Raw genomic sequence first — 22418 nt, forward strand, 5'->3', positions numbered from 1 at the left:
ACTCCTGGTGCCGAACCCCGGGGTGTTGGCGCACCGCCGGGGTAACTTCTGCTCACGCACCGAGCGCCCCTTCCGAGAGCGCCCGGCACCGCAATCTTCACCGTAATTCCGTAACGTCCCGTCACACTTCTTTCCTGATCACCCATTCGGGCGGCGCGAGCGCGCACAAGCCAGCGCGCCCCAGGCTCGTAAGCCCAGGACGCGCTTCGCACCACCCCACATCAACCGACCACGTGGTCCGGCTCGTCCAGCCACACCCGGTGCTCGCCCGCGACAGTGACGGTCAGGCCGAACCGGTCGAGACCCGGCTCACCCTGGCGCCGCCACCAGGCGTGGGCGGCGGTCAGCTCGTCCCACAGGCTGCGGGGGCCGGACTGCGCGACGGCGTGCCTGCCCTCCCAGTCGGCCAGGCGGCAGTGGGCGTACGAGACCCCGTCCCACACCTCCAACCGGCCGGTACCGAGCCGGTCGTAGCCCGCCGACACCTCCTGCCGGAACAGCCCCGGCAACCGCAGCCCGATCGCGAAGGCCGCGTCGGTGCCCTCCGCCACCACAGCGGGGTCGAGTTCGGACGGGCCGTGCCGGACGTCCTCGATCTCGAACTCGCCGCTCCCGGGGCGCTGGCCCCGCACCCACATGAAGGCGACGTCCTCGACGAACGGCCCGCTCGCGGAACGGCCGTCGTCGGCGACGGTGAGCTTCAGCAGCCCGCCGTTGCAGAACGCCGTGCCGTACGGGACGACAATCACACCCCCGGGCAGCGTCTGCTCGATCAACGCGCCGGGGACACGCTGCACGGCGGCGGTGACGTGAACCCGGTCGTACGGCGCGGCCGCCGGATGGCCGAGCATGCCATCGCCGACAACCGTCCTTGCCAGCAGGCGATTTACCTCCAAACGGCACCGCGCAGCAGCGGCGAGTTCAGGATCCAGCTCGACGGTGGTGACGTGCTCCGCCCCGAGCCGACGGGCCAGCAGCCCGGCCGTCCAGCCCGTACCGGTGCCGACGTCCAGCACCCGCATGCCGTCGGAGACTTGCAGGTGCCGGAGCATCTGGGCCACGACGGTGGGCATCGAGCTGGACGAGGACGGCGTGCGCCCGTCCTCGTCCAGCCGGGTCACCAGCGGGATGTCGGATTCGACCAACTCGCCCCACTCGACCGGGCATTCCGACCGGTCGATCCACCCACCCCCGTGGCGGATCCGGTCCGGAACGAACAGTCGGCGGGGCACGCCCCGGAACGCCGGCTCCCAGTCGGCCGACAACGCCCCGGACTCCCGGAGGTCGTCAGTCAGCGCGTCCCATTTCACGCGACAGTCCCCCCTCAAGGCTTCGACGGCTTGGGCAGGTTGGTGGGCGACGCGTCCCGCTTGCCGTCCTGCGACGCCGTGTCCGGCTTCCCGGAGTGGCTGCCGCCCTTGCCTCCGCCCGCCGTACCGGGCCCGTCGCCGCCGGGCCCTCCACCGTGCTTGCCCATGTTCTGCTCCTCTCGACGTGCTGGAAATCGTGATCGCCGGCCTACCGGTCCGGCGGGCGGGGGGTGCGCGGGCCCACCGGCCTCGGCGGCGGCGGTTTCGGCTCCTGACAAGGCATCGCAGTACTCCTTTCGGGGCGAGAGGCGGACGAGTTGGGCCGCCGGCCCGGCAGCGCCGCCGGGCAGGCGGCCGGAAGGACCTGGTGGCCGAAGCCCGATGACCGCAGCGCGACGTTTCACGGACAGACGCTTCCGCTTGTGCCGGAACTCTGTCGGCGTGAGTCGAGTACAGCCCAAGTCGCGGTCGCCGAACAGGCATTGTCCGTAGTCCCGGGGTTGTCCCGCCCTCGCCGACAGTAAGCTCTCGGTCACTGTCGATGATGGGATTGGCCCCGTGGACGACCCGATCCGGCACCCCCTCGCCTACGCACGTGAGCTGCGCGGCTGGTCGCAGGGCGACCTCGTCGCGGAGCTGAACAAGGCCGCCCGCCGTCACGGACTCCTCTCCGGTGCCGACAAGACGGCCATCAGCCGGTGGGAGCACTGGCGCAAGACGCCGAACACCGACTCCCAACTCCTCATCGCCGAGGCCTTCGACGTCCCGCTTTCGGACCTGGAGGCGTACGGCTGGCCCTACTGGCTGCCCGGACGCGACGAACCGCTGCCGCTGGGGGCCGCTCACACCGTTCACGCACTCCACGACGCACAGAGGGCCGCCATGGACCGCCGCACCTTCATGACCTTCAGCGCGATCTCACTGGGCGGCCTGGCCGCCCAGTGGGCCGCCGCCGAGCCCGCCGAGCCCGAACGCCTCGCCTCGGCCCTGAGCGGCAAGCGAGTGGACGGCGCACTCGTGGACTGGCTGGAGGGCACCGGCAGGACGCTGACGGCCATGCCCACCGAACAGCGTCAGCACACCGCCCGGCTGGTGGACGCCCACCTGACCACCGTCACGGACCTGATCGAGGAGGGCCATTACGACGAGGGGACGGGCCGCCGCCTCCACCGCCTGGCCGCCTCACTCGCCACCACCAGCGGCTGGCACCGCTTCGACCGAGGCCGGCACTGGGCGGCCGGGAAGCTCTGGGAAGCCGCTCTCCAATCCGCGAACGCCGCCGGCGACCGTGACCACGGCGCCGGAGTGCTGTCCGACTTCGCCTACCAGGCCAACTGGCTCGGCGAATCGAAGGTCTCCGTCGACCAGCTCGGACACGCCCTGTCCGGCGTCTCGCACCCCACCGCCCGCTCCCTGCTCCTCCTCCGCCGCGCCAGGGCCCATGCGGCACTCGGCGACCGCTCCGCCTGCTACCGGGACCTCTCCGACGCCGAATCCGCCCTCGCCGTCGACGTCACCGACCCCGCTCCCGGGTGGTGCGCCTGGATGAGCCCCGCCGACCTGGCCGTGGACTCCGGCCAGTGCCTCCTCGACCTGGACCGGTCGAGCGAGGCCCATGCCCTCATCGCAGAGGGGATGGCACTGCTGCCCCGCGCCAGGGACAAGACACGCGGCATCTTCCTGACATACCAGGCCCGGAGCCACCTGAAGGCCAAGGACATCGAGCAGGCGCTGTCCGTCACCACCGAGTCCCTCGACCTGGCCACCCGCATCGGCGCGCCCCGCTGCGTCGCCCTGGTCCGCGAACTCGCGCCTGCCTTCAAGCCCTACCGCCGGGTCGACGGCGTCCCGGAGTTCCTGGACCGCCTGCGGGCCACATGAACCGATCCGCCGGCACGGCTCCCGATGCCAGACTGGCGGGGCTTGATCGTCCTGATCGGCCGCACAGCCCCGACTTCCTTCACCAGGAGACGTGTTGAACGAGATCATCCTCATGTCCGACCCGAAGGTCGCCGCGATACCCGTCGCGCCCCGCGACGAGCAGCTGCTGGACGTACGGAGCGGCAGCGGGCTCCTGGTCGACGAGCGCAAGCAGGACGGGACCGGCGCCTTCGCGCGCCTGCGGGCCGGGGTGCTCGACCGCCTGCTCGACGCGCAGGCCGCGCTGCCCGACGGCCTGCGGCTGCTGTTCGTCGAGGGATACCGGCCACCGGCTCTCCAGAGCCGCTACTTCGACGAGTACGCCGCCGAGTTGCAAGCCGCGAACCCGGGTTGGCCCGCCGACCGGATCAGGTCGGCGACGAGCCGCTACGTCTCGCCGCCGGAGATCGCGCCGCACAGTGCCGGGGCCGCCGTCGACCTCACCCTCGTCGACGCCGACGGCCGTGAGCTCGACCTCGGCACCAGGGTCAACGCCGGCCCGGAGGAGAGCGCCGGGGCCTGCTACACCGACGCGGACGGCATCGGCGCCGAGGCCCGCGCCAACCGGCGGCTCCTCTGCGACGTCCTGACCGGCGCCGGGCTCGTCAACTACCCCACCGAGTGGTGGCACTGGTCGTACGGGGACCGCTACTGGGCGCTGGCCACCGGCGCACCGGCCGCGCTCTACGGGCCGGCGCACGGGTAGCCGACACGACACGCGGCCCGTGGAGCCTGCCGAGCGGGCCTGCGGTCCCGGGCCAGGATGGCGTCGACACCGTTGCCCGCCCGAGGAGCAGAGCGATGACCGAGCAGACCCCCGAGCGACTCCCCGCCGTCGCCGTCGCGATCGTCGTCAAGGACAGCCGGGTGCTGATGGTGCGGCGGCGGGTCGCCGAGGGCGAGCTGTCCTGGCAGTTCCCGGCCGGGGAGGTCGAGCCGAACGAGTCCCCCGAGGCGGCGGCGGTCCGCGAGACCGCCGAGGAGACCGGCCTCCACGTCGCCGCCGCCCGGCTGCTCGGCGAGCGGGTGCACCCGCAGAACGGGCGGCGGATGGTGTACACGGCCTGCGAGGTGGTCGGCGGCACCGCCACCGTGGTGGACTCCGACGAGCTGGACCGGGTGGTCTGGGCGTCCCGCGCCGAGCTGGACCGCTACGTGCCGTTCCCGCTGTTCCCGCCGGTGCGGGAGTACCTGGACGGCACGCTCGCCGGGTAGGGCGTGGGCGGCGGCGGACGAGCCCGCGCGAGAAGTCGGCCTGTCCGACTTCCCGCTCAGCAGCGCCCCGGTGTCCGGAACTCATCCTCGGTGTACGGACGTTCGGACGGGAGACCGCTCGTCCCCGCGCTGGAAGGAATCGCGTGACAACCGCGCACGGAGCCCCGTCCGACCACGACCACGCCGTACCGCGAGCCCGCCGCCCGGGGCGGGAGCCGGTCACCGACGAGACTGTCGCCCGGCTCCGGGCCCAGGCCCGCACCGACCCCGCCTCGGGCCTGCCCGCGCTGGCCGAGGCGCTGCGGGGCCGGGCCTACGGCCGGCCCAGGCCCCGGCCCGAGGACGCCGTCCCGTTCCTGGAGGAGTCCGCCGGCATCTACCGCGCCCTGGTCGCCGACGGCGGCACCGAACACCTGGCCGCTGCCGCCCGCGCGCTGTCCTCCCTCGCCCAGCACCACTCCCTGGCGCACGCCGACGGCCCCGCCCTCGCCGCCCGGCAGGAGGCGGCCGATCTGGCCCGGCGCGCCGAAGCGGACCAGCCGGTGGAGGGCCTCGGCCAGGCCGCCGTCCTGTACGCCGACCTCGCCCACGGCCTCGCCGAGGCGGGACGGTTCGACGAGGCCGTGGACGCCGCCCGCGCGGTGGCCGACCGCTCCCGGGCGGTGACCGAGGCCGGCGGGAGCGACCTGACGTGGCGACTGCTCGACCTCACCGTGCTGCTCCGCCTCGCGGACCGCACCGAGGAGGCCGTGGCCGTCGAACACGAGGCCCTCGCCTGGCTGCGCGAGGGCCGCACGGAACCGGCCCGCAGTCCCGTCCCGGCCCTACGGGAGGCCGGCGCCGCCCTGTGGTTCGCCGATCTGGGCCGCACCGAACAGTCGCACCGGCTGCTCGCGGACGCCGCCCGCTCCTGCGAGCGCCTGCCCGCCCGCGGCGACACCGGCAACTTCGGCTTCAACGACGGCCTGCGGAGCGCCTTGTTCGCCCGCTCCGGCGTGCGGGACGAACAGGCCGCGGCCGACGCCCCGGACCCGCTCGCGCTCGGCGTCGACCCGGGACGGCGCCTCCAGCCGGTGCTGGGCCTGGACCTCCACCACTGGTCCTTCAGCCTGCGCGCGTCCTTCGAGGACGGACTGGTCACCCTCGCGCGGGCCGTCGAGGCCATCACGGGCGAGCCCGAGCCCACCGACTGCCTGCCCGACGAGGAGGACCCGTCCGAGCACGCCGACGGCCCACTGCCCCTGCCGGAGGACCGCGACCTGCTCGCCGCCCTCGGCACCCTCACCCGGCGGCTCGACCTGCGCCGGGCGGTCCGTGGCGACCATCCCAGCTACTACGCCCACCTCACGCTCCCCCGGCTGCGGCGGAGCGTCCGGATCGAACGCCGCCTCCACGCGACCGGCCCCGCCCACGACACCCGGCGCCTGGTCAGGGCGCTCACCGACCTGGCGATGGCCCAACTCGTCCACGGCGACCACACCGAGGCGACCGGCACCCTGCACGAGGCCCACGCCCTCGCCGTACGGACGGAGAACCCGGCCGGGTGACCACCGCCCTCGGTGCCCCGCCCGGCACCCACCGGCCGGGCGGGGCACCGAGGAGGAGTCCCCTGCTCGCTGCAGGAGCCCGAAGCCCGGCCTGCGGGCCGCGGCCGGGCAGCACGCGGTCCGCCGAAGCCACCGAACCGACCGGAATCCCCATCCACCCCCCGGTACACCCCCGTACCCTGTCCCGCAGCACTCGCACGGGCACGGTACGGACCTTCGGGGGAACCGGGGAAACCAGTGGAACTACGTCAGTTGCGCGTCTTCGACGCCGTCGTCACCCACCGCACCGTCACCGGCGCGGCCGTGGCACTCGGACTCGCCCCGGCCTCCGTCTCCGAACAGGTCCGCACCCTCGAACACAGCCTCGGCACCGACCTGTTCGACCGGGCCAGGCGCGACCTGACCCTCACCTCGGCCGGGGAACGGCTGCTGCCCTGGTCCCGACGGCTCCTCGACCAGGCCGAACAGGCCCGCCGCGAGGTCGCCGTCACCCGGACCCGCCTGCGCCTCGGCGTCCTGAGAGCCGTCGCCACCGCCCACCTCCCGGCCGTCCTGGCCCGCCTCACCGACCGCCGCCCCGGCCTGGACATCTCCCTCCACACCGACGCCACCCGGGACGTCCTGCTCGACGGCGTCGCCGCCGGAGCCCTGGAAGCGGCCCTCGTCCTCGACGCCCCCGGCCCGCTCGGCGCACTCGGCTTCCCCCTGCCGCCCGCCCCGCTCGACCACCTCGACCTCCAGGCCGTCCCCCTCGCCCTGGTCGCCGCCCCCACCCACCCGCTCGCCCGCACCACCACCCTCACCCCCGAGAACCTCCGCGGCCACCGCCTCCTCGTCGACACCCCCGCCTGCTCCTACCACCTCGCCGGCGAACGCCTCCTCGGCCACCACGTCCAACGCCTCCGCACCGGCGCCGTCCCCACCACCCGCGCCTGCGCCGCACAGGGCCTCGGCATCGCCCTCCTCCCCACCCACGCCGTCCACGACCACCTCACCACCGGCACCCTCACCCGCCTCCCCCTCGACCCCCCACCCCTCCACCTCCGCCTCCTCTGGCGCGCCGACCACGCCCCCTTCGCCGCCTGACCGCCCGCCCCCGCACACAGCAGCGCGCCCCGGGGTTCCGTGAACCCCGGGGCGCGCAACTACCGTACGGACGTCAGGCCTTGGGGCCCGCCGACTGGACGACCTCGAAGGACCAGAGGGTGGAGCCGGAGGCGGCGGGGCGCTTGGGGGCCTCGCCGGAGGGGCCGTTCTGGTGGGCCGCCTTCATGGGGCCCTCCATCCAGGCCTTGAAGTCCTCCTCGCTGCGCCAGCGGGTGTAGACGAGGTACTGGTCGGTACCCTCGACCGGGCGGAGGAGCTCGAACCACTCGAAGCCGTCCGAGTTCTCCACCGCGCCGGCGCGGGAGGCGAAGCGCTGCTCCAGCACCTCGCGCTGCTCGGCCGGTACCGTCAGCACGTTGATCTTGACGACGGACATTGGGCGCACACTCCTTCTGCTCCGGTGACTGCTTACGGGGAGCAGTCTGCTACACCTCACAGGCTGCGGCTCAGGCGATCCACGGCGGCAGGACGCGCTGGTCGTCGCGCGGGGCGAGGCCGCAGGCGCCCTCGGGGGTGCGGGCGTCGGGGTTGTAGGCGTGGGCGGGGGACGGGGAGGCGACGACGGCGGTGAAGCCGTCGGTGGTGGCGACCTGGCGGGCGGTGTCGGCGGGGAGGACGGCGGTGTCGCCGGCGGCGAGGGTGAGGGCCTCCCCGGCCAGGTCGACCCGGGCGGTGCCGGTGAGCAGGGTCCAGACCTGCTCGGTGTCCATGGCGTGCAGCGGGCCCTTGGTGCCGGCGGCCATGTCGACGTGCCAGACGGCGAGGGCGGCGGAGCCCTGGGTGGGCGAGGCACAGGTGGTCATGACGGCGTTCGGGGTCGCGGTGCGGCGGGCGTCGGTCCGGCGGATCACGGGCATGGTGAAGGAACCCCCTAAGATGGTCAATGAAGTTGTCTATATGGTCAATGAGGTTGTCTATCGTGTCAAGTGAAGCGCCCCCGCCGGGCTTCGAGCTGCCGCTGCGCCTGCTGCTCGCCTTCCGGACGATCATCGACGAGCTGCACGAACGCATCGCCCGCGAGGGCCATCCCGACCTGCGCCCGATGCACGGCTTCGTCTTCCAGGCGATCGGCCCGCACGGCACCACCGCCTCCGAACTCGGCCGCCGCCTCGGCGTCACCAAGCAGGCGGCGGGCAAGACCGTCGACACCCTGGAGCAGCTCGGCTACGTCGAGCGCGCCGCGGACCCCTCCGACACCCGGCGCAAGCTGGTCCGGCTCACCGGGCGCGGGGTGGACTGCCTGGTCCGCTCCGCCCGGATCTTCGACGAGCTGCGCGAGGAGTGGGCCGCGACCCTGGGCGAGGAGCAGCTGCGGCAACTGGAGGACGGCCTGCGCCGGCTCGCCCCCGGCGACCCGTTCCGCCTCGACACCCCGCGCTGGTTCGGGGCACCGTAACCCCGGCACCGAGGTCAGGACCCGGGGAGTCCGAGGGTCGCGAGGGTCTGGTTCTTGTACGCCTTCACGCCGGTGATCTCGGCGCCGAACCACTCCGGCGCCGAGAACGCCTCCGCCTCGGCCTCCGAACCGAACTCGACCTCGACGGTGCGCAGCCCGGCCAACTCCCCCTGGTAGACGTCCGCGTAGACGGTGACGCCGGACGCCTCGAAGGTGTAGCGGTCCTTGACCAGGCGGGCGCCCTCGGTGGCCGGCCAGAGCTCGGTGAACTCCCGCTCCCCGAGCTCGCGTTCCACCTCGATCCGGACCGGCGCGCCGGCCGAGGAGTCCTTGCGCTTGACACCGAGGACGCAGCTGCCGGCGATCCGCCGCAGCCGCACCTCCGTCCCGTCGTCCTTGATCGCGATGTACCCCTGCTCGATGTGCTGCCGCACCGCCGTGTCCGGCGGCTCGAAGTCACCCAGCAGGAACTTGCGCTCGATTTCGAGCGGCATTCCGCACCACCCTTCCGGCAGGCCGTCAGAACGACCGGCCCTCCCCACGGTACGGCGGCTCCGGCCCCGAGGAGTCCGGCCGGTCCCGCAGGTCCGCGCAGAGCGAGGAGCTGAGCCGGTTGAGCACCCCGGCGAGCTCGGCGTACCGCTCCTCGTCCCAGTCCCCCAGCAGTTCGGCGAGCTGGGCGCGCCGGGCGGCGACCAGCCGCAGCGCCACCTCCTCCCCCGGTTCGGTGAGCCGCAGCGGCAGCCCGCCGGACCGCGCCGCCAGCCCCCGGCCCTCCACCTCCCGGGCGGCCTCCTCGACGACGGCCACCGGGACGATCCGCCGCTCGGCCAGTTCGGCCGGCTCGACCGAGCCGTGCTGGTGCATCTGGAGGAGCAGCCAGCTGGAGGCGGGCCGCAGGTCCAGTCCGGCGGTCTCGGTGATCCGCCGGAAGAGGTCGCGCCGGGCCTCGCGGCTGTTCAGCACCGAGAGCGCGCGGGCGATCTCGTCCAGCGAACTGCGCTCGACCGGATTGACGCCGATGGACTCGCTGAGGTCCGGCGCGGTGACGGTGGAGCGCAGCTTCTGTTCGCGCAGGAACAGCGACAGCACGAAGGCGACCACCGCGACCGGCACCGCGTACAGGAACACCCGGGTGATCGACTCGGCGTACGCGTGGTAGACCGCCGGCTGGACGGCGGCCGGCAGTTGGGGGATGACCCGCGGGTCGGCCGTGATGGTCTCCGGCTGGAAGCCGGGTGGCAGCGGCACCCCCGCCAGCGCGTCGGCGAGCCGGCTGCGCAGGCCGCTGGCGAAGACCGTCCCGAAGATGGAGACGCCGAAGGAGGCCCCGATGGAGCGGAAGAAGGTGGCGCCCGCGGTGGCCACGCCGAGGTCCTCGTAGCCGACCGAGTTCTGCACGATCAGCACCAGCACCTGCATCACCAGGCCCAGCCCGAGGCCGAAGACCAGGAAGTAGAAGCTCATCTCGGCGGTGCTGCTGTGCTCGTCCAGCCGGGAGAGCAGCAGCAGCCCGACGGTGGTCACGGCCGTCCCGGCGATCGGGAAGATCCGGTAGTGGCCGGTGCGGGCGACGATCTGGCCGGAGCCGATCGAGGTGAGCAGCATGCCGAGCACCATCGGCAGCATGTGGATGCCGGACATGGTCGGCGAGACCTGCTGGACCACCTGGAGGAAGGTCGGCAGGTAGGTCAGCGCGCCGAACATCGCGAAGCCGATGACGAAGGAGATCACCGCGACCAGGCTGAACGTCCGCGAGCGGAACAGCCGCAGCGGCAGCACCGGCTCCACCGCGGTCCGCTCGACCAGGACGAAGGCGAGCAGCAGCACCAGGCCGAGCACGCCGAGGCCGACGGTCTGCCAGGAGGTCCAGGCCCAGGTGGTCCCGCCGAGCGAGGTCATCAGCACCAGGCAGGTGGCGACGGCGGCGATCAGGACGGTGCCGAGGTAGTCGATCCGGTGCTCGCGCCGGACCTCCCGCCCGTGCAGCACCGTCGCGATCACCACCAGGGCGACGATGCCGATCGGCAGGTTGATGTAGAAGACCCAGCGCCAGCTGAGGTGGTCGACGAACACTCCGCCGAGCAGCGGCCCGAGCACGCTGGTGACGCCGAACACGGCACCGAAGAGGCCCTGGTAGCGGCCGCGGTCCCGGGGGGCGACGAGGTCGCCGACGATCGCCTGGGAGAGCACCATCAACCCGCCGCCGCCCAGGCCCTGGAGCGCGCGGAAGGCGATCAGCTCGCCCATGTTCTGGGCAATCCCGCACAGCACCGAACCGAGCAGGAAGATCACGATGGAGGCCTGGAAGAAGCGCTTCCGGCCGTACATGTCGCCGAGCTTGCCCCACAGCGGGGTCGCGGCGGTGGAGGCCAGCAGGTAGGCGGTGACCACCCAGGAGAGGTGGTCGAGGCCGCCGAGGTCGCTGACGATGGTCGGCAGCGCGGTGGAGACGATGGTCTGGTCGAGGGCGGCCAGCAGCATCGCCAGCAGCAGGGCGCCGATCGGCACCCAGAGGTTGGGGACGGTGACCGCCGGCGGGCCGGTCCCGGCCGCGGTGCTCCGGTCGGACGCGGCGTGCGGCTCCGTCATGACGTCTCCGTCATGGCTTCTCCCTCATGGCTTCTCCGTCGGCCATGGCTTCTCCGTCGACATCACGACGTCTCCGTGGGCATGGCGTCTCCGTACGGGGTCGCGGGCCCGTCGGCCGGGCCGGGCAGATGATCACTCCCAGCTCACAACGCTCGCTGGTTCGTCCCGATTTGTTCCACCGGGTTGAGCCGAGCGTAAGCGCCGGGGACAACCGCCGCGCCCCGGGCGTTCTCCGGAGAGCCAACCGGCACCAATCGGCACAACCTCCCCGCGGGGGGACGGACGCCCCTGTCCACCCTTCGGGCGGTCCTGCATAATCAGGCGCGATCGTGCGCCCGGTTCCGCCCGGACGGCGCACCGAACGACCGAACAGCCGAACAGCCCGACGACCGAACAGCCGCCCGCGAAGTCGACGCGAAACCGAGGAGGACCGGCCGATGCCGGACCAGCACTGCCCGACGTGCGGCACCGCACGCTCCACCGGGTGCGGCTGCGTCCCGGACCCGAGCCTCACCGAGACCGCCGTCCTGCCCCACATCGAGGGCCCGCCGCTGGTCCGCCCGTACGTCCCGCAGACCGCCGACCAGCTGGCCGACGAGACCCACCCGAACGCACCGGTGGTGGACCCGTTCGCGACCACGGTGCTGCCGCCCGTACCCCCGGGGCGGCCCGGGCCGCCGGCCGCTCCGCCGCTCGGACCGGACGCGGACGCGTACGCCACCACCGTGCTGCCGCCCGTCGCCCCGGGGCAGGCCCCGTTCGGGCCGGGCGTCGGTGCCCACCCGGACGCCGACGGCTACCCGGACGCCGACGGCTACCCGGACGCCGACGGCTACCCGGACGCACCTGCCTACCCGGACCCGCATGCCTACCCGGGTGCCGACGGCTACCCGGCAGGCGACGGTTACCCGGCAACCGACGGCTACCCGGACCTCGGCGCCCACCCGGAGGCGTACGCCACCACCGTGCTGCCGCCGGTACCGCCCTCGGGGCCGGCCGGGAACGAGATCGGCCTCTTCTCCTTCGGGCAGGCGCCGGACCTCGGGCCGGCCTCGAACGCCGGTCGGGCCCCGAACGCCGGTCAGGCCGTGCCCGGGCCGGAGGCCGGTGGCGGCCGGGCCGCCAGGAGGGCGGCCGAACAGGCCGACCGGAACCCGCTCGCCCAGCGCAAGGGGCTGCTCGCCGGGGCCGGCGCCGCCCTGGTGGCGCTCACCATCGGTGTCGCGTACGCGGTGACGCCCTCCAACGAGCCGCCGGCCAAGCAGGCGCAGCCGCTGCCGACGAGCACCCTGGCGCCCGCGCCGGTGGACCCGCCCACTCTGGCGGTGCCCGCTCCGAGCGCCGCGGCGCCGACCAGCGAGGCACCGAGCCCGACGGCCGCCCCCACCCGCAGGCCGAGCCCGACGAAGACGACCACCCCGCCCCCGGCCGCCACGCCGACGCCTCCGCCGCCGCCTCCGGTCCAGGCGCCCGTTCCGGTCCCCACCCCGACGCCCACACCCACGCCCACGCCGACCCAGGCGCCGAGCCCGCGGCAGCTCCAGCTCGGGATGAGCGGGGCCGACGTCAAGGACATGCAGCAGCGTCTGTACGCCGCCGAATGCGGATTCATCGACAAGTCGATCGTCACCGGCACCTTCGACTACTGGACCCAGTCGGTGCTCACCAGCTACCAGCGCGACAACCGGATCAAGGGCGAGAACGGCGTCTACGGCCCCAAGACCCAGGCCTCCCTCACCGCCGACCCCGGCTGCTGACTCCGAAAGCTGACCCCGGCTGCTGAGCCGGGCTGCCGCCCCCGTCCGAGCGCAGGGCACAGGAAAGGGGCGGCGGCCGCCCGTCGGCAGCCGCCGCCCCGCCCGTGACCCCGCCGGCCGGTCAGCCGGTGATCGCCCCGAAGATGCTGATGCCCGCCAGCACGACCATGATCGTCGCCGCCACCCGGATGATCAGCTTCATCGGCACGTACTTGAGCAGCTTCTGCCCACCCACGATGGCGACCCCGCCGACCGCGCACAGCGCCAGCCAGGAGCCGAGGCCGACGGCCAGCGGGTCGGCGTACTTGGCGGCCAGGTTGGCGGTCATGATCTGGGTCAGGTCACCGAACTCGGCGATCGCGACGACCACGAAGCTGGCCCCGGCCACCTTCCAGAAGCTGTTCGAGGACGGCTCCTTGGCCGCGTGCTCGTCCTCGTCCTCGCCGCCGTGGAACAGCAGCATCGCCGCGCCGACCAGGAACAGCAGGCCGGTGACGCCCTCCACCCAGCGGTGCGGCAGCAGCGTGAGCAGGTGCCCGGCGACGAGCGCGAGGCCCACTTGGAGGGCGAAGGCCGCGGCGATGCCCGCGAAGACGTAGCTCGCACGGTACTTGGTGCCGAGCACCAGGCTGGCCAGCGCGGTCTTGTCCGGCAGTTCGGCCAGGAAGATGATGCCGAAGGTCAACGCGGCAACGGTGATACTCATAGGAGTCCTCGGTCGGGCTGCCCGGCCTCCGCAGGTCCGTCAGGGGACGCTTCGGCCCGACAGCACTGGTCATGGTCACAGCACTGCGGCCGAAGGTCTCGCCGGCACCGCTCATCGAGCGGTACCCCGGGCGCCGGGCCCCTGGGGGCCAGTATGTCGACGGTCCGGTGGAGGGCTACTCCCCTTCAACGGCCCCAAGCGTACCCGACGGCGTCGACCGACCCGCCCCGAGAGATCCACGGCGGCCGACGGGGATCGACGGAGTCCGACAGCGGTCGACGGCGGCCGGCGGCGCTCGACGGCTGTCGACCCGCCTACCGGGCGCCCCCGTCCGGCTCGGCCGCGATCAGCCCGCGCCCGACCAGTTCCAGTACCACCACGATCGCCACCGACTCCACCGCCAGCAACCCGATCAGCACGAACAGCTGCACCGCCCCCGCCTGGACCGGCGAGGCCCCGCCCAGCAGCATCCCGACGAAGGCCCCGGGCAGGGTGACCAGGCCGACCGTCCGGGTCTGGTCCAGCGCCGGGACGAGCGAGGTCGCCGCCGCCGTCCGGCAGATCTCCAGCCGGGCGTCGCGCTCCTCGAAGCCGAGCGCCAGCGCGGCCTCCACCTCGCCGCGCCGCAGCCGCAGCTCGTCCAGGGCCCGCCGCCCGGCCAGCGAGGTCGCGCTGAGCGCCCCGCCGATCAGGATGCCCGCGACCGGGATGACGGACAGGCCCTCGGGCGGCAGCAGCCCGACGCCCAGCAGCAGGGCGAGCACCGGCAGCACCCCGGCGCCGATCGGGGCGGCCGCCCAGACCCAGGCCGGGCCCCGGGTCATCCGCCGTCCGGCGGTGCGCACCGCGACCGAGAACATCAGCACCACGAACAGCGCCGACCACCAGAGCGAAGCGACCACCCAGGTGATCACCGCGGCGACGGCGGCCAGCTGCACCACGGCCCGCAGCCCGGCCCGCAGCACCGCGTGCCCGTGGCCGAGCAGTCCCCGCCCGGCCACCGCGACGGCGGCCAGCAGCAGCACGGCGGTGACCACCCCGAGCACCGGGGTGACCGGCAGCAGCTGGCCGCCGGAGGCCGCCAGGTCCGCCGGGGCCATCAGATCCGGCCCTTTCGGATCCGACCCGCGAAGATCCCACCCGCGCAGATCCGACCCGCACAGATCCGACTCGCGCAGATCCAATCCGTCCAGATCCGGCCCATCGGGCGCGGGCCCTCAGATCCAGCTGGTGAACCACATCCGGTCCTGCCAGGACGACATCGGGATCACCTCCGCCGTGTACAGCGGGTAGAAGAAGGCGAAGCAGCCGACGATCGCGAGCACGACCGCCCCGGCCCCGATCGCCCCGATCCGGCGTCGCTCGGGGGTGCACCCGGGCGGACCGAGCATCGCGCCGAGCATCTGGGCGACGGCCAGGCACAGGAACGGCACCAGCACGACCATGTAGAAGGAGAAGATCGTCCGCTCCTGGTACCGGAACCAGGGCAGGTAGATCCCGGCCACCGCGCACAGCACCGCGCCCGAACGCCAGTCCCGCCGGAAGAACCAGCGCCACAGCAGGTAGACCAGCGCGAAGCAGGCCGTCCACCACAGGAAGGGCGTACCGAGGCCGAGGATCTGCGAGGCGCAGCCGCCCGAGGAGGTGCAACCGCGCTGCCCGTACGGGATCTGCTCCCAGTACATCGAGACGGGGCGGCCGTCGACCAGCCAGGCGAAGGGGTTGGACTGGTAGGTGTGCGGGGTGCTCAGACCGGTATTGAAGTCGTACATCTGCGAGTGGTAATGCCACAGGCTGCGCAGCGACGCGGGCACCCAGCTCATCGGGACCTGCGGCAGCGGGATGCCGAGGACGCTGTCCGGGGAGAGCCCGGCGCGCCCGTCGGCCCAGTGCCGGTCGTAGCCGCCCCCGCCGGTCGGGCCGGAGCCGCCGGTGGCGAGCCAGCCGCTCCAGGCGCCGACGTACACCACCACGGCGGAGCCGACCATGGCGAGGAAGGCGGGGACGGCGTCCCGGCGCAGCATGGAACGCCAGGGACGGCGGGCGCCGGCGGCGCGGCGGCCGGACTGGTCCCACAGGACGGTCAGGACGCCGAAGGCGGCGAGGATCGGGGCGCCGTTCCACTTGACCGCGCAGGCGGCACCGAGGAGCACCCCGGCGGCGATCCGCCAGGGGCGCCACCCGAGCCGGACGGCGTCGCCGCCGACGCTCTCGCCGCCGACGGTCTCGGCGGCGACGGCGAGCCGGGCGCGGACGTGGTCGCGGTCGATCAGCAGGCTGCCGAAGGCGGCGAGCACGAAGAACATCTGGATGCCGTCGAGCAGGCCGACCCGGCTCATCACCAGTTGGAGGCCGTCCACCGACATCAGCAGCGCGGCGGTGCAGCCGATCAGGGTGGAGCCGAAGAGGCGGCGGCCGATCCGGGCCAGCATCAGCACGGTGACGGTGCCGAGCAGGGCGGTCATGAACCGCCAGCCGAAGGGGTTCAGTCCGAACAGCTGCTCGCCGACCGCCATCACCCATTTGCCGAGCGGCGGGTGGGCGATGAACTCGGGCGCGGAGGTCAGCGGGATCGACTGCGGAGCGGACAGGATGTCGGCGTTGGCGTGGTCGGGCCAGGTGCCCTCGTAGCCCTGCCGGAGCAGGGACCAGGCGTCCTTGGGGTAGTACGTCTCGTCGAAGACGAAGGAGCCGGGGTGGCCGAGGTTCCAGAACCGCAGCAGGCCGGCGAAGAGCGCCACGGCGATCGGTCCGAGCCAGCCGGAGCGGTCGGCCGCCCAGCGGACCAGGCCCCCGCGCGGGGCCGGGGCCGGGGCGGCGGTGGCCGGGGCCGCCGGTGGGTGCGTGAGCGCCGCTTGCGTCATAGCCTCGCCGATTCGCCTGTCTGCTCTGTCCGGGTCCTGGCTCCGCCCGGGTCGTGCCGCTCCGGCCGGGGCAGGGCGGTCAACAGCCACTGACACTATGTGGCGGTGCGCGCGAAGCCAAGCGCGACGGGCGCCGACCAGGTGACCTGGTCGGCGCCCGTTTCGAACCCCCTTGCCGCCCGTTCCGCTAGGCGGCGGTCTGCAGCTCCCGGACCGGGACGGCGTGGACGACGGCCGGGGCCGCGTTGTCCTGCTCCGGCGTGAGGTACGGGCGCAGCCGCAGCGCCATGGCGACGATCAGCAGCGTGGAGCCCGCCATGGCCGCCAGGTAGAGCGGCCAGGTGCCGGAGCCGACCAGCAGCACGCCGACGGCCGGGCCGACCGCGATGGCGATCTGCTTCACCAGGGCGTACCCGGCGTTGTAGGTGCCGAGCAGCCGGGCCGGGGCGAGGTCCGCGACGATCGGGCCCATGGTGGGCGCGAGCAGCGACTCGCCGACGCCGAAGAGGGCGTAGATCGAGACGATGGCGACCGTGGCGGCCATGGTCTCGGTCCGTATCAGGCCGGCCACCAGGGCCATCGCCCAGGCGCCGAGCCAGACCACGCCGGCCGCGGCCATCGCGGTGGTGCGCCGGCGCTTGGCGGTGATCCGCACCATGAACATCTGCAGCACCACGATGGTCAGCGCGTTGGCGCCGATCGCGAAGCCCAGGGTGGAGGGCGCGGTGCCGACGGTGTCGGTGGCGAAGGCCGCGACGCCGGACTCGAACTGGCCGTAGCAGGTGAAGAAGATCAGCCCGGCGAGGATGCTGAGCCGCACCATCGCCTTGTCGGCGAGCAGGGCGCGCAGACCGGTCGGGCCGTCGGCCTTTCCGTGGACGGCGGTCAGCTGGGTCCTGGGCATCCGGGCGGTGCCGGTGACCAGGGCGAGGCCGAGGAACGTCACCGCCTCGATGGTGAACAGCCGGGTCAGGCTGGCCGGGTCCGACACGTTCACGATCTGCCCGCCGACCAGCGCACCGATGCCCATGCCCAGGTTGACCAGGGTGAACTGGAGCGCGAAGGCGTGCGAGCGGGTGGCCGCCGTGGAGCAGCGGACGATCATCGTGGCGAGCGCCGGCTGGCAGGTGGTGACACCGGCGCCGAACAGGAAGGAGGAGACCAGCAGGGCCGGGGTGCCGGTGGCGTGGCCGAAGGCGAACGCACCGGTGGCGGCGAGCGCCGTACCGGCCAGCAGGACCGGGCGGGGACCGTACCTGTCGATGCCGCGGCCGGTGAACGGCAGGACGGCGAGGGCCGCCAGCGCGAAGACGGTGAACACCATCCCGGCCGCCAGCGAGCCCAGCCCGCGCACCTGGTCCACGTACACGAACATGTACGGCATCGTGAACCCGCTGCCGAACGCGCTGAGCGCGTTGCCGATCTGGACGCGGCGCAGCGGGCCGCCCGCTCCCCGCCGCTGCTGCCTCTGCTGCTTCACCGTGCCGGTCACCGTGCACATCCCTTCCTGGTTTCAACTGGATACTCTTAAGTCCAGAAGATTTCAGAGCTAAAGTTTGACGAGATAAAGTCTTAGCACCCGAAGACTGCGGAGTCAAAGGCTTAAGGAGTGCACCCTCGTGCGACACTGGTCCGCATGACTACGGACAAGCCGCCGCCGGCTGCCGGCAAGCCCGCCCCGGCCACCCCCCTGGAGTTCGGCATCGCCGAGCAGGTGGCCCTCTACCAGCGGGAATTCCCCACCGTCGACCCCCAGGTGGAGACGATCGTGCAGACCCTCAACCGGGTCTCCCGGCGGATGGGCGTGGCGTACGACCGGCAGCTGACTGTGCTCGGAATCACCTCCGCCGAGTGGGAGGTGCTCAAGGCGCTGGTGGTGTCCGGCAGCCCGTACCGGCTGGGCCCGGGCGAGCTGGCCAAGCGCCTCGGGCTCACCCCGGCGGCGATGACGCACCGGATCGACCGGATGGTGGCGGACGGACTGGTCACCCGGGAGCGGGACGAGACCAACCGGGTGCGGGTGATCATCGAGCTCACCGAGACCGGCCGCGACAAGTGGCTGGAGTCGATGCGGATGGCCGCGGTCTTCGAGGAGGAGCTGCTCCAGGACGTCGTGGGCGAGGAGCGGACCGCGCTCTCCGCGATGCTGGGCCGGATGCTGCGGCGGATCGAGGAGAGCCGGCCGGACGCGCTCGGGCGCACCGCCGGCCTGGACTGACCCCCGGGAGGCCGGGGAACGCGAAACGGGTCCGGCCCGCCGGGAGGATGCTCCTCCCGGCGGGCCGGACCCGTCGCTTCAGGTGCTGCGGGGGTCCGTCGGGCCCTCGGCGGTCCGGTGGACCGTCAGCAGGGGCCGTTGTCGGTCCAGACGCCCCACTGGCCGCTCAGGCTCGGGTCGTCGCCCTTGGTCCACCACTTGTTGGTGTAGTAGTGGCCCTTCCACGAGACCTTGGTGCCGCCGGCCGCGTAGGTGGTGTCGGTGTCCCAGCTCGGGGCGGCCGGGCAGGAGGCCGGCGTGGTCGGGGTGCCGGTCGGGGTGCCCGTGGGGGTACCGGTCGGCGTACCCGTGGGGGTGCCGGTCGGCGTGCCGGTGGGGGTGCCGGTGGAGGTCGGGGTCGGCGTGCCGGTCGGCGGGGCCGGGCAGGCGGACGCGGAGCCGTTGGTGGCGCTCACCATCTTGTCGAACAGGGCGGTCTTGGTGCCCAGGTCGTACAGCGAGAAGGCGAAGGAGCCGCCGAGGCCGTTGCAGTGCGCGTAGTCGAGCTTGGCCTGGATGGACTTGGCGTCCTCACCGCTCCAGAAGGTGTTGCCGTCGTAGAAGTACGTGGCCTGGGCGCCGTCGTCCCAGAAGGTCTTGGACGGGTTGTCGACGAAGCCCGCGAGCTCCTTGTACATCTGGATGCCGGGCTGGTTGCCGGACATCGCCGCGCCGGCCGCCGGCTGGGTGGCGGGCTGGAACAGGCCGTGCTTGCCGTTGTCCTTCACGCCGGTCCAGCCGCGGTAGTAGAACGGCACACCCATGTTGATCTTGTTGGCGGGGAAGCCGCCGGGGATGCCGTACTCCTTGTCACCGGCCGTCCAGGCCTTGATCGCGTTGTCGATCGAGTACTTCCCGTTGCCCGGCTTGGCCGGGGTCGACGGGTCGTCCGGGGTCGAGTAGAGCGCGGCCTGGTGGTTGGTCGGGCCCTGGGCGTCCCAGCCGCCGTGCATGTCGTAGGTCATGACGTCGAGGAAGGTCAGGTACTGACCGATCTTGTCGGTCTCGACGTTCATGATCTTGTCCTGGCCGGCGCCGACCGCCGCCGACAGGGCGTAGGTCTTCTTGTCGGCCGTGCCCTGCGCGTCCAGCTGGGTGCGGAACTCCTTCAGCAGCGCGGTGAAGTTCTGCTTGTCCGCCGGGCTGGAGAGGTTGCCGGTGTGGCCGCCACCGCCCGGGTACTCCCAGTCGATGTCGATGCCGTCGAAGACGCCGGCCGCCGAGCCCGGGCCGCCGAAGCCGGCGTCCTTGGGCAGGTTGCCCTTGATGAACATGTCGATGCAGGACGACACCAGGTGCTTGCGCGAGGCGTCCGTGGCGGAGGCCGGCGAGAAGTACTTGGAGTAGGTCCAACCGCCCAGCGAGAGCAGGACCTTGAGGTTCGGGTTCTTCGCCTTCAGCTTCTTCAGCTGGTTGAGGTTGCCCGCGATCGGCTGGTTCCAGACGTCGCCGACGCCGTCGACCGAGATGTCCGGGCCGAAGCTCTTCTGGTAGTCGGCGAACGCATCGCCCGCGCCGTCACCCGCGTTGGGGTTGTTGTCGTTCGTGTCGGCGGCCTTGGTGGCCTCGAAACACCCCAGGTCGGTCGGGTGGATGTTGGCGAAGGAGTAGATCAGGTAGTCCAGGTTCTTGGCGACGCCGGTGTCCTGGATCGTCTTGGGGTAGTACGCGTTCGCGTAGATCGACCACTGGTCGAAGTAGGCGACCTTGATGCCGCCGCTGGTGGCGGGCGCGCCGGTGGAGTTGGTGGTCGCGGCGTTGGCCGCGCCACCGCCGGACAGCGCGAGGCCTGCGCCGAGCAGCAGGGAGGCGGTGGTGCCGGCCGCGATGGCGGCCATGCTCTTCGGGCGGCGTCGGCGGCCGCCCTGCGGCGCCGGGGTCCCGGCCCTTTCAATGCGTGAGCGCAGCATGGGTGCGTGACTCCTGGTTGTGGGGGTTCCCGTCGGCCCGGGGGCGCGCGTCCGGGGTGGGGCCGGACGACCGGGACATGACAGGTGTGGGTGGGGAATCGAGCGGGATCAGACCATGACGGACTACCGGGATGTGCCGAACCGGCGCCCGCGGCACGAGGCCGCTGACGCCGGTTCAGGGGCTCCCTGCACCTGGGCAATAAAAATGGACTAGACCAACTCCCCCGTCAAGGGGTGCCGTTGGGCCTTGAGACCCGCTTAAGGTTCCACCCCCGCGCTGAGCTGGGCGGCCGCGCCCCGAGCCGGCCCCGGAGTCAGTAGCGGACGGCGTTGGCCACCTCGGCCTTGACCGTGCCGGAGAGGTCCCGGTGGGCGTGCGCGGTGGCCTGGGAGCTCTGCCCGACCGCCACGTCCTGGATGGTCACCGCGGCCGCGTCCAGCACCTTGCCCGACCCGTCGGTGAAGTTCACCTGGATCACGTACCGGTACGACTGCTGCCCGTGGTTGGTGACGGTCAGCGGCACCTGCGGCTTGCCGTCCGAACCGGTGGTCACCGCCCCGGCGGTGACGTCCCCCTTGGCGTCCAGCCCGCCCTTGATCCCGGAGACGGCCGAGGAGGCCGCCGACACCGCCGCCGAGGCCCGCGCCTCGGCCGAGGCGATCGCGGACCCCGCCCCGCCGGCCGCCGAGCCCAGCGCCGAGGCGGCGGAGGCGACGGCGCTCGCGCCCTTCTCCACCGCGGACGCCGCGGCGGAGGCCACGCCGCTCACGCTCTTCGAGGAGGAGGAACAGCCCGCGAGCGCCGTCGCGCCGACCACCGCCGCGACCAACACCCCCGCCAACGCCCGGCGTTGGTGACGCACCGGTGGTGCGTCCAGGTCCTGCGCGGTGACCCTCGGCGGGGTCGGGGAGCTGGCTCGGGTGAGCGGCTGGCGGTCCATGCGGTCCCTCGTTTCCGGTCGGCGCCGGGCTGCCCGGCACACCTCCACGCCCACCCTCCGAGGGCCGCGGGGCCGCCGCCAGCAGGGCTGCTGCCTCCGGGTGAGCCGGGCCGGGAGCGCGCGTCAGGACAGCCCCGAGCCCTCCTGGGAGTCCGACTCCACCGCGGCCCGCTCCTCGCGCAGCCGCACCACGTGGCGGCGCCGCGCGACGACGCCGTACGCCCCGGCGGCGCTCGCCACGAAGGACGCCAGGCCGAGCCACGGCCGGTCGAAGACGTGGCCGGTCAGGTGGTCCAGCGAGTACCGGCCGGCGCCCGCCAGGCCGAGCGCCAGGCCGGTCGCACCGAGGAAGGCCGGGTACTCGTAGCCGCCGGACATCGCGAAGAAGCCGGCCGGGGCGTGCACCGACACCGCGCCCGCCATCGTCCCCGCCACCACCGCGCCGGCCGCCGGGGTCGCCAGCCCGGCCACCAGCAGCGCACCGCCGCCCGCCTCGCCGAGGCCGGCCGCCAGCGCGCTCTGCCGGGCCGGGTGGAAACCCATCTGCTCCATGGCGTGGGTGGCGCCCTCCAGGCCGCCGCCCCCGAACCAGCCGAACAGCTTCTGGGTGCCGTGCGCGATCAGCACGCCGCCGACCGCGCCGCGCAGGGCCAGCAGGCCCAGGTCCTTACGGTTCAGGCACATGTCGCATCCTCGCTTCCGCGGCGGAGTGACCCCGCTCGGTGACAGTGGTGACGGTCCTGCCTCCATAGCAACCGAGGGCGCCCGTCCCTTCGAGCCGGGGCCGCCATCCGGGCGAATTCGGCCCCGACCGGGAATGAACCGCCGGCGGGGTGATCCACGCCGCGCCCGGCCGCGGGGCGTGGCGGACCGGCTGCCCGGGGCCCCGAGGTCAT

At 73.1% G+C, this 22418-nt stretch carries 21 protein-coding genes; 8 read left to right on the forward strand and 13 right to left on the reverse strand.

Features of this window, described 5'->3' with window-relative positions; all coding sequences use genetic code 11:
- Positions 1–221: 221 nt before the first annotated feature.
- Positions 222–1310, reverse strand: coding sequence for a methyltransferase domain-containing protein (locus ACFVUY_RS12615; protein WP_387729569.1), 1089 nt, complete (start codon positions 1308–1310; stop codon positions 222–224).
- A gap of 14 nt (positions 1311–1324) precedes the next feature.
- Positions 1325–1477, reverse strand: coding sequence for a hypothetical protein (locus ACFVUY_RS12620; protein WP_387729571.1), 153 nt, complete (start codon positions 1475–1477; stop codon positions 1325–1327).
- Between the two features lie 391 nt (positions 1478–1868).
- Between ACFVUY_RS12620 and ACFVUY_RS12625 the strand changes: the two genes are divergently transcribed.
- The 5 genes from ACFVUY_RS12625 to ACFVUY_RS12645 all read left to right on the forward strand — a co-directional run bounded on the left by ACFVUY_RS12625 (position 1869) and on the right by ACFVUY_RS12645 (position 7078).
- Positions 1869–3191 (forward strand): XRE family transcriptional regulator, encoded by a 1323-nt coding sequence (locus ACFVUY_RS12625; RefSeq protein ID WP_387729572.1) that lies wholly within the window; start codon positions 1869–1871, stop codon positions 3189–3191.
- A gap of 94 nt (positions 3192–3285) precedes the next feature.
- On the forward strand, positions 3286–3936 hold the full coding sequence (locus tag ACFVUY_RS12630; protein ID WP_387729575.1) for a M15 family metallopeptidase: 651 nt from the start codon (positions 3286–3288) through the stop codon (positions 3934–3936).
- Between the two features lie 95 nt (positions 3937–4031).
- Positions 4032–4445 carry an NUDIX hydrolase gene (locus ACFVUY_RS12635; RefSeq protein ID WP_387729577.1) on the forward strand — a complete coding sequence of 138 codons (414 nt, stop codon included), beginning with the start codon at positions 4032–4034 and terminating at the stop codon, positions 4443–4445.
- A gap of 143 nt (positions 4446–4588) precedes the next feature.
- Positions 4589–5992, forward strand: coding sequence for a hypothetical protein (locus ACFVUY_RS12640; protein WP_387729578.1), 1404 nt, complete (start codon positions 4589–4591; stop codon positions 5990–5992).
- A 237-nt stretch (positions 5993–6229) separates the two neighbouring features.
- Positions 6230–7078: a LysR family transcriptional regulator gene (locus ACFVUY_RS12645; RefSeq protein WP_387729580.1), complete on the forward strand. Its 849-nt coding sequence runs from the start codon at positions 6230–6232 to the stop codon at positions 7076–7078.
- A 73-nt stretch (positions 7079–7151) separates the two neighbouring features.
- Here ACFVUY_RS12645 and ACFVUY_RS12650 read toward each other — a convergent pair whose 3' ends face one another.
- Together ACFVUY_RS12650 and ACFVUY_RS12655 are read right to left on the reverse strand one after the other, a co-directional pair.
- On the reverse strand, positions 7152–7475 hold the full coding sequence (locus tag ACFVUY_RS12650; RefSeq protein WP_117487522.1) for an antibiotic biosynthesis monooxygenase: 324 nt from the start codon (positions 7473–7475) through the stop codon (positions 7152–7154).
- Positions 7476–7545: 70 nt separating this feature from the next.
- Positions 7546–7983 carry a cupin domain-containing protein gene (locus tag ACFVUY_RS12655; RefSeq protein WP_387729581.1) on the reverse strand — a complete coding sequence of 146 codons (438 nt, stop codon included), beginning with the start codon at positions 7981–7983 and terminating at the stop codon, positions 7546–7548.
- Between the two features lie 20 nt (positions 7984–8003).
- Between ACFVUY_RS12655 and ACFVUY_RS12660 the strand changes: the two genes are divergently transcribed.
- Positions 8004–8495: a MarR family winged helix-turn-helix transcriptional regulator gene (locus ACFVUY_RS12660; RefSeq protein WP_387689515.1), complete on the forward strand. Its 492-nt coding sequence runs from the start codon at positions 8004–8006 to the stop codon at positions 8493–8495.
- A 14-nt stretch (positions 8496–8509) separates the two neighbouring features.
- Here the strand turns inward: ACFVUY_RS12660 and ACFVUY_RS12665 are convergent, their stop codons facing one another.
- Complete coding sequence (locus tag ACFVUY_RS12665) at positions 8510–8989, reverse strand: adenylate cyclase (protein WP_387729582.1); 480 nt, start codon at positions 8987–8989, stop codon at positions 8510–8512.
- A 25-nt stretch (positions 8990–9014) separates the two neighbouring features.
- Positions 9015–11087 carry an MFS transporter gene (locus ACFVUY_RS12670; protein WP_387729583.1) on the reverse strand — a complete coding sequence of 691 codons (2073 nt, stop codon included), beginning with the start codon at positions 11085–11087 and terminating at the stop codon, positions 9015–9017.
- A gap of 437 nt (positions 11088–11524) precedes the next feature.
- On the opposite strand from ACFVUY_RS12670, the gene ACFVUY_RS12675 reads away from it, so the two are divergent.
- Positions 11525–12844: a peptidoglycan-binding protein gene (locus ACFVUY_RS12675; RefSeq protein WP_387729585.1), complete on the forward strand. Its 1320-nt coding sequence runs from the start codon at positions 11525–11527 to the stop codon at positions 12842–12844.
- A gap of 121 nt (positions 12845–12965) precedes the next feature.
- Here the strand turns inward: ACFVUY_RS12675 and ACFVUY_RS12680 are convergent, their stop codons facing one another.
- From ACFVUY_RS12680 to ACFVUY_RS12695, 4 genes are all read right to left on the reverse strand, one after another.
- Positions 12966–13550, reverse strand: coding sequence for a TMEM165/GDT1 family protein (locus ACFVUY_RS12680; RefSeq protein ID WP_387729587.1), 585 nt, complete (start codon positions 13548–13550; stop codon positions 12966–12968).
- 314 nt (positions 13551–13864) lie between these two features.
- Complete coding sequence (locus ACFVUY_RS12685) at positions 13865–14650, reverse strand: ABC transporter permease (RefSeq protein ID WP_387689530.1); 786 nt, start codon at positions 14648–14650, stop codon at positions 13865–13867.
- 117 nt (positions 14651–14767) lie between these two features.
- Positions 14768–16414: a dolichyl-phosphate-mannose--protein mannosyltransferase gene (locus ACFVUY_RS12690; RefSeq protein WP_387729588.1), complete on the reverse strand. Its 1647-nt coding sequence runs from the start codon at positions 16412–16414 to the stop codon at positions 14768–14770.
- Positions 16415–16601: 187 nt separating this feature from the next.
- The gene (locus ACFVUY_RS12695) at positions 16602–17906 is read right to left on the reverse strand and encodes an MFS transporter (protein WP_387689536.1); all 1305 of its coding nucleotides are present in this window, start codon (positions 17904–17906) and stop codon (positions 16602–16604) included.
- Between the two features lie 144 nt (positions 17907–18050).
- On the opposite strand from ACFVUY_RS12695, the gene ACFVUY_RS12700 reads away from it, so the two are divergent.
- Entirely contained in the window at positions 18051–18632 is a 582-nt protein-coding gene (locus tag ACFVUY_RS12700; protein ID WP_359907163.1) for a MarR family transcriptional regulator, read from the forward strand.
- Positions 18633–18757: 125 nt separating this feature from the next.
- Here the strand turns inward: ACFVUY_RS12700 and ACFVUY_RS12705 are convergent, their stop codons facing one another.
- The 3 genes from ACFVUY_RS12705 to ACFVUY_RS12715 all read right to left on the reverse strand — a co-directional run bounded on the left by ACFVUY_RS12705 (position 18758) and on the right by ACFVUY_RS12715 (position 22206).
- Entirely contained in the window at positions 18758–20581 is a 1824-nt protein-coding gene (locus ACFVUY_RS12705) for a glycosyl hydrolase family 18 protein (RefSeq protein ID WP_387689539.1), read from the reverse strand.
- 314 nt (positions 20582–20895) lie between these two features.
- Positions 20896–21522: a hypothetical protein gene (locus tag ACFVUY_RS12710; RefSeq protein WP_387729590.1), complete on the reverse strand. Its 627-nt coding sequence runs from the start codon at positions 21520–21522 to the stop codon at positions 20896–20898.
- 123 nt (positions 21523–21645) lie between these two features.
- The gene (locus ACFVUY_RS12715) at positions 21646–22206 is read right to left on the reverse strand and encodes a DoxX family protein (RefSeq protein WP_387689545.1); all 561 of its coding nucleotides are present in this window, start codon (positions 22204–22206) and stop codon (positions 21646–21648) included.
- Between the last annotated feature and the right edge of the window lie 212 nt (positions 22207–22418).

This window comes from Kitasatospora sp. NPDC058063, from assembly GCF_042885395.1.
Taxonomy (GTDB): Bacteria; Actinomycetota; Actinomycetes; order Streptomycetales; family Streptomycetaceae; genus Kitasatospora; species Kitasatospora lactacystinica.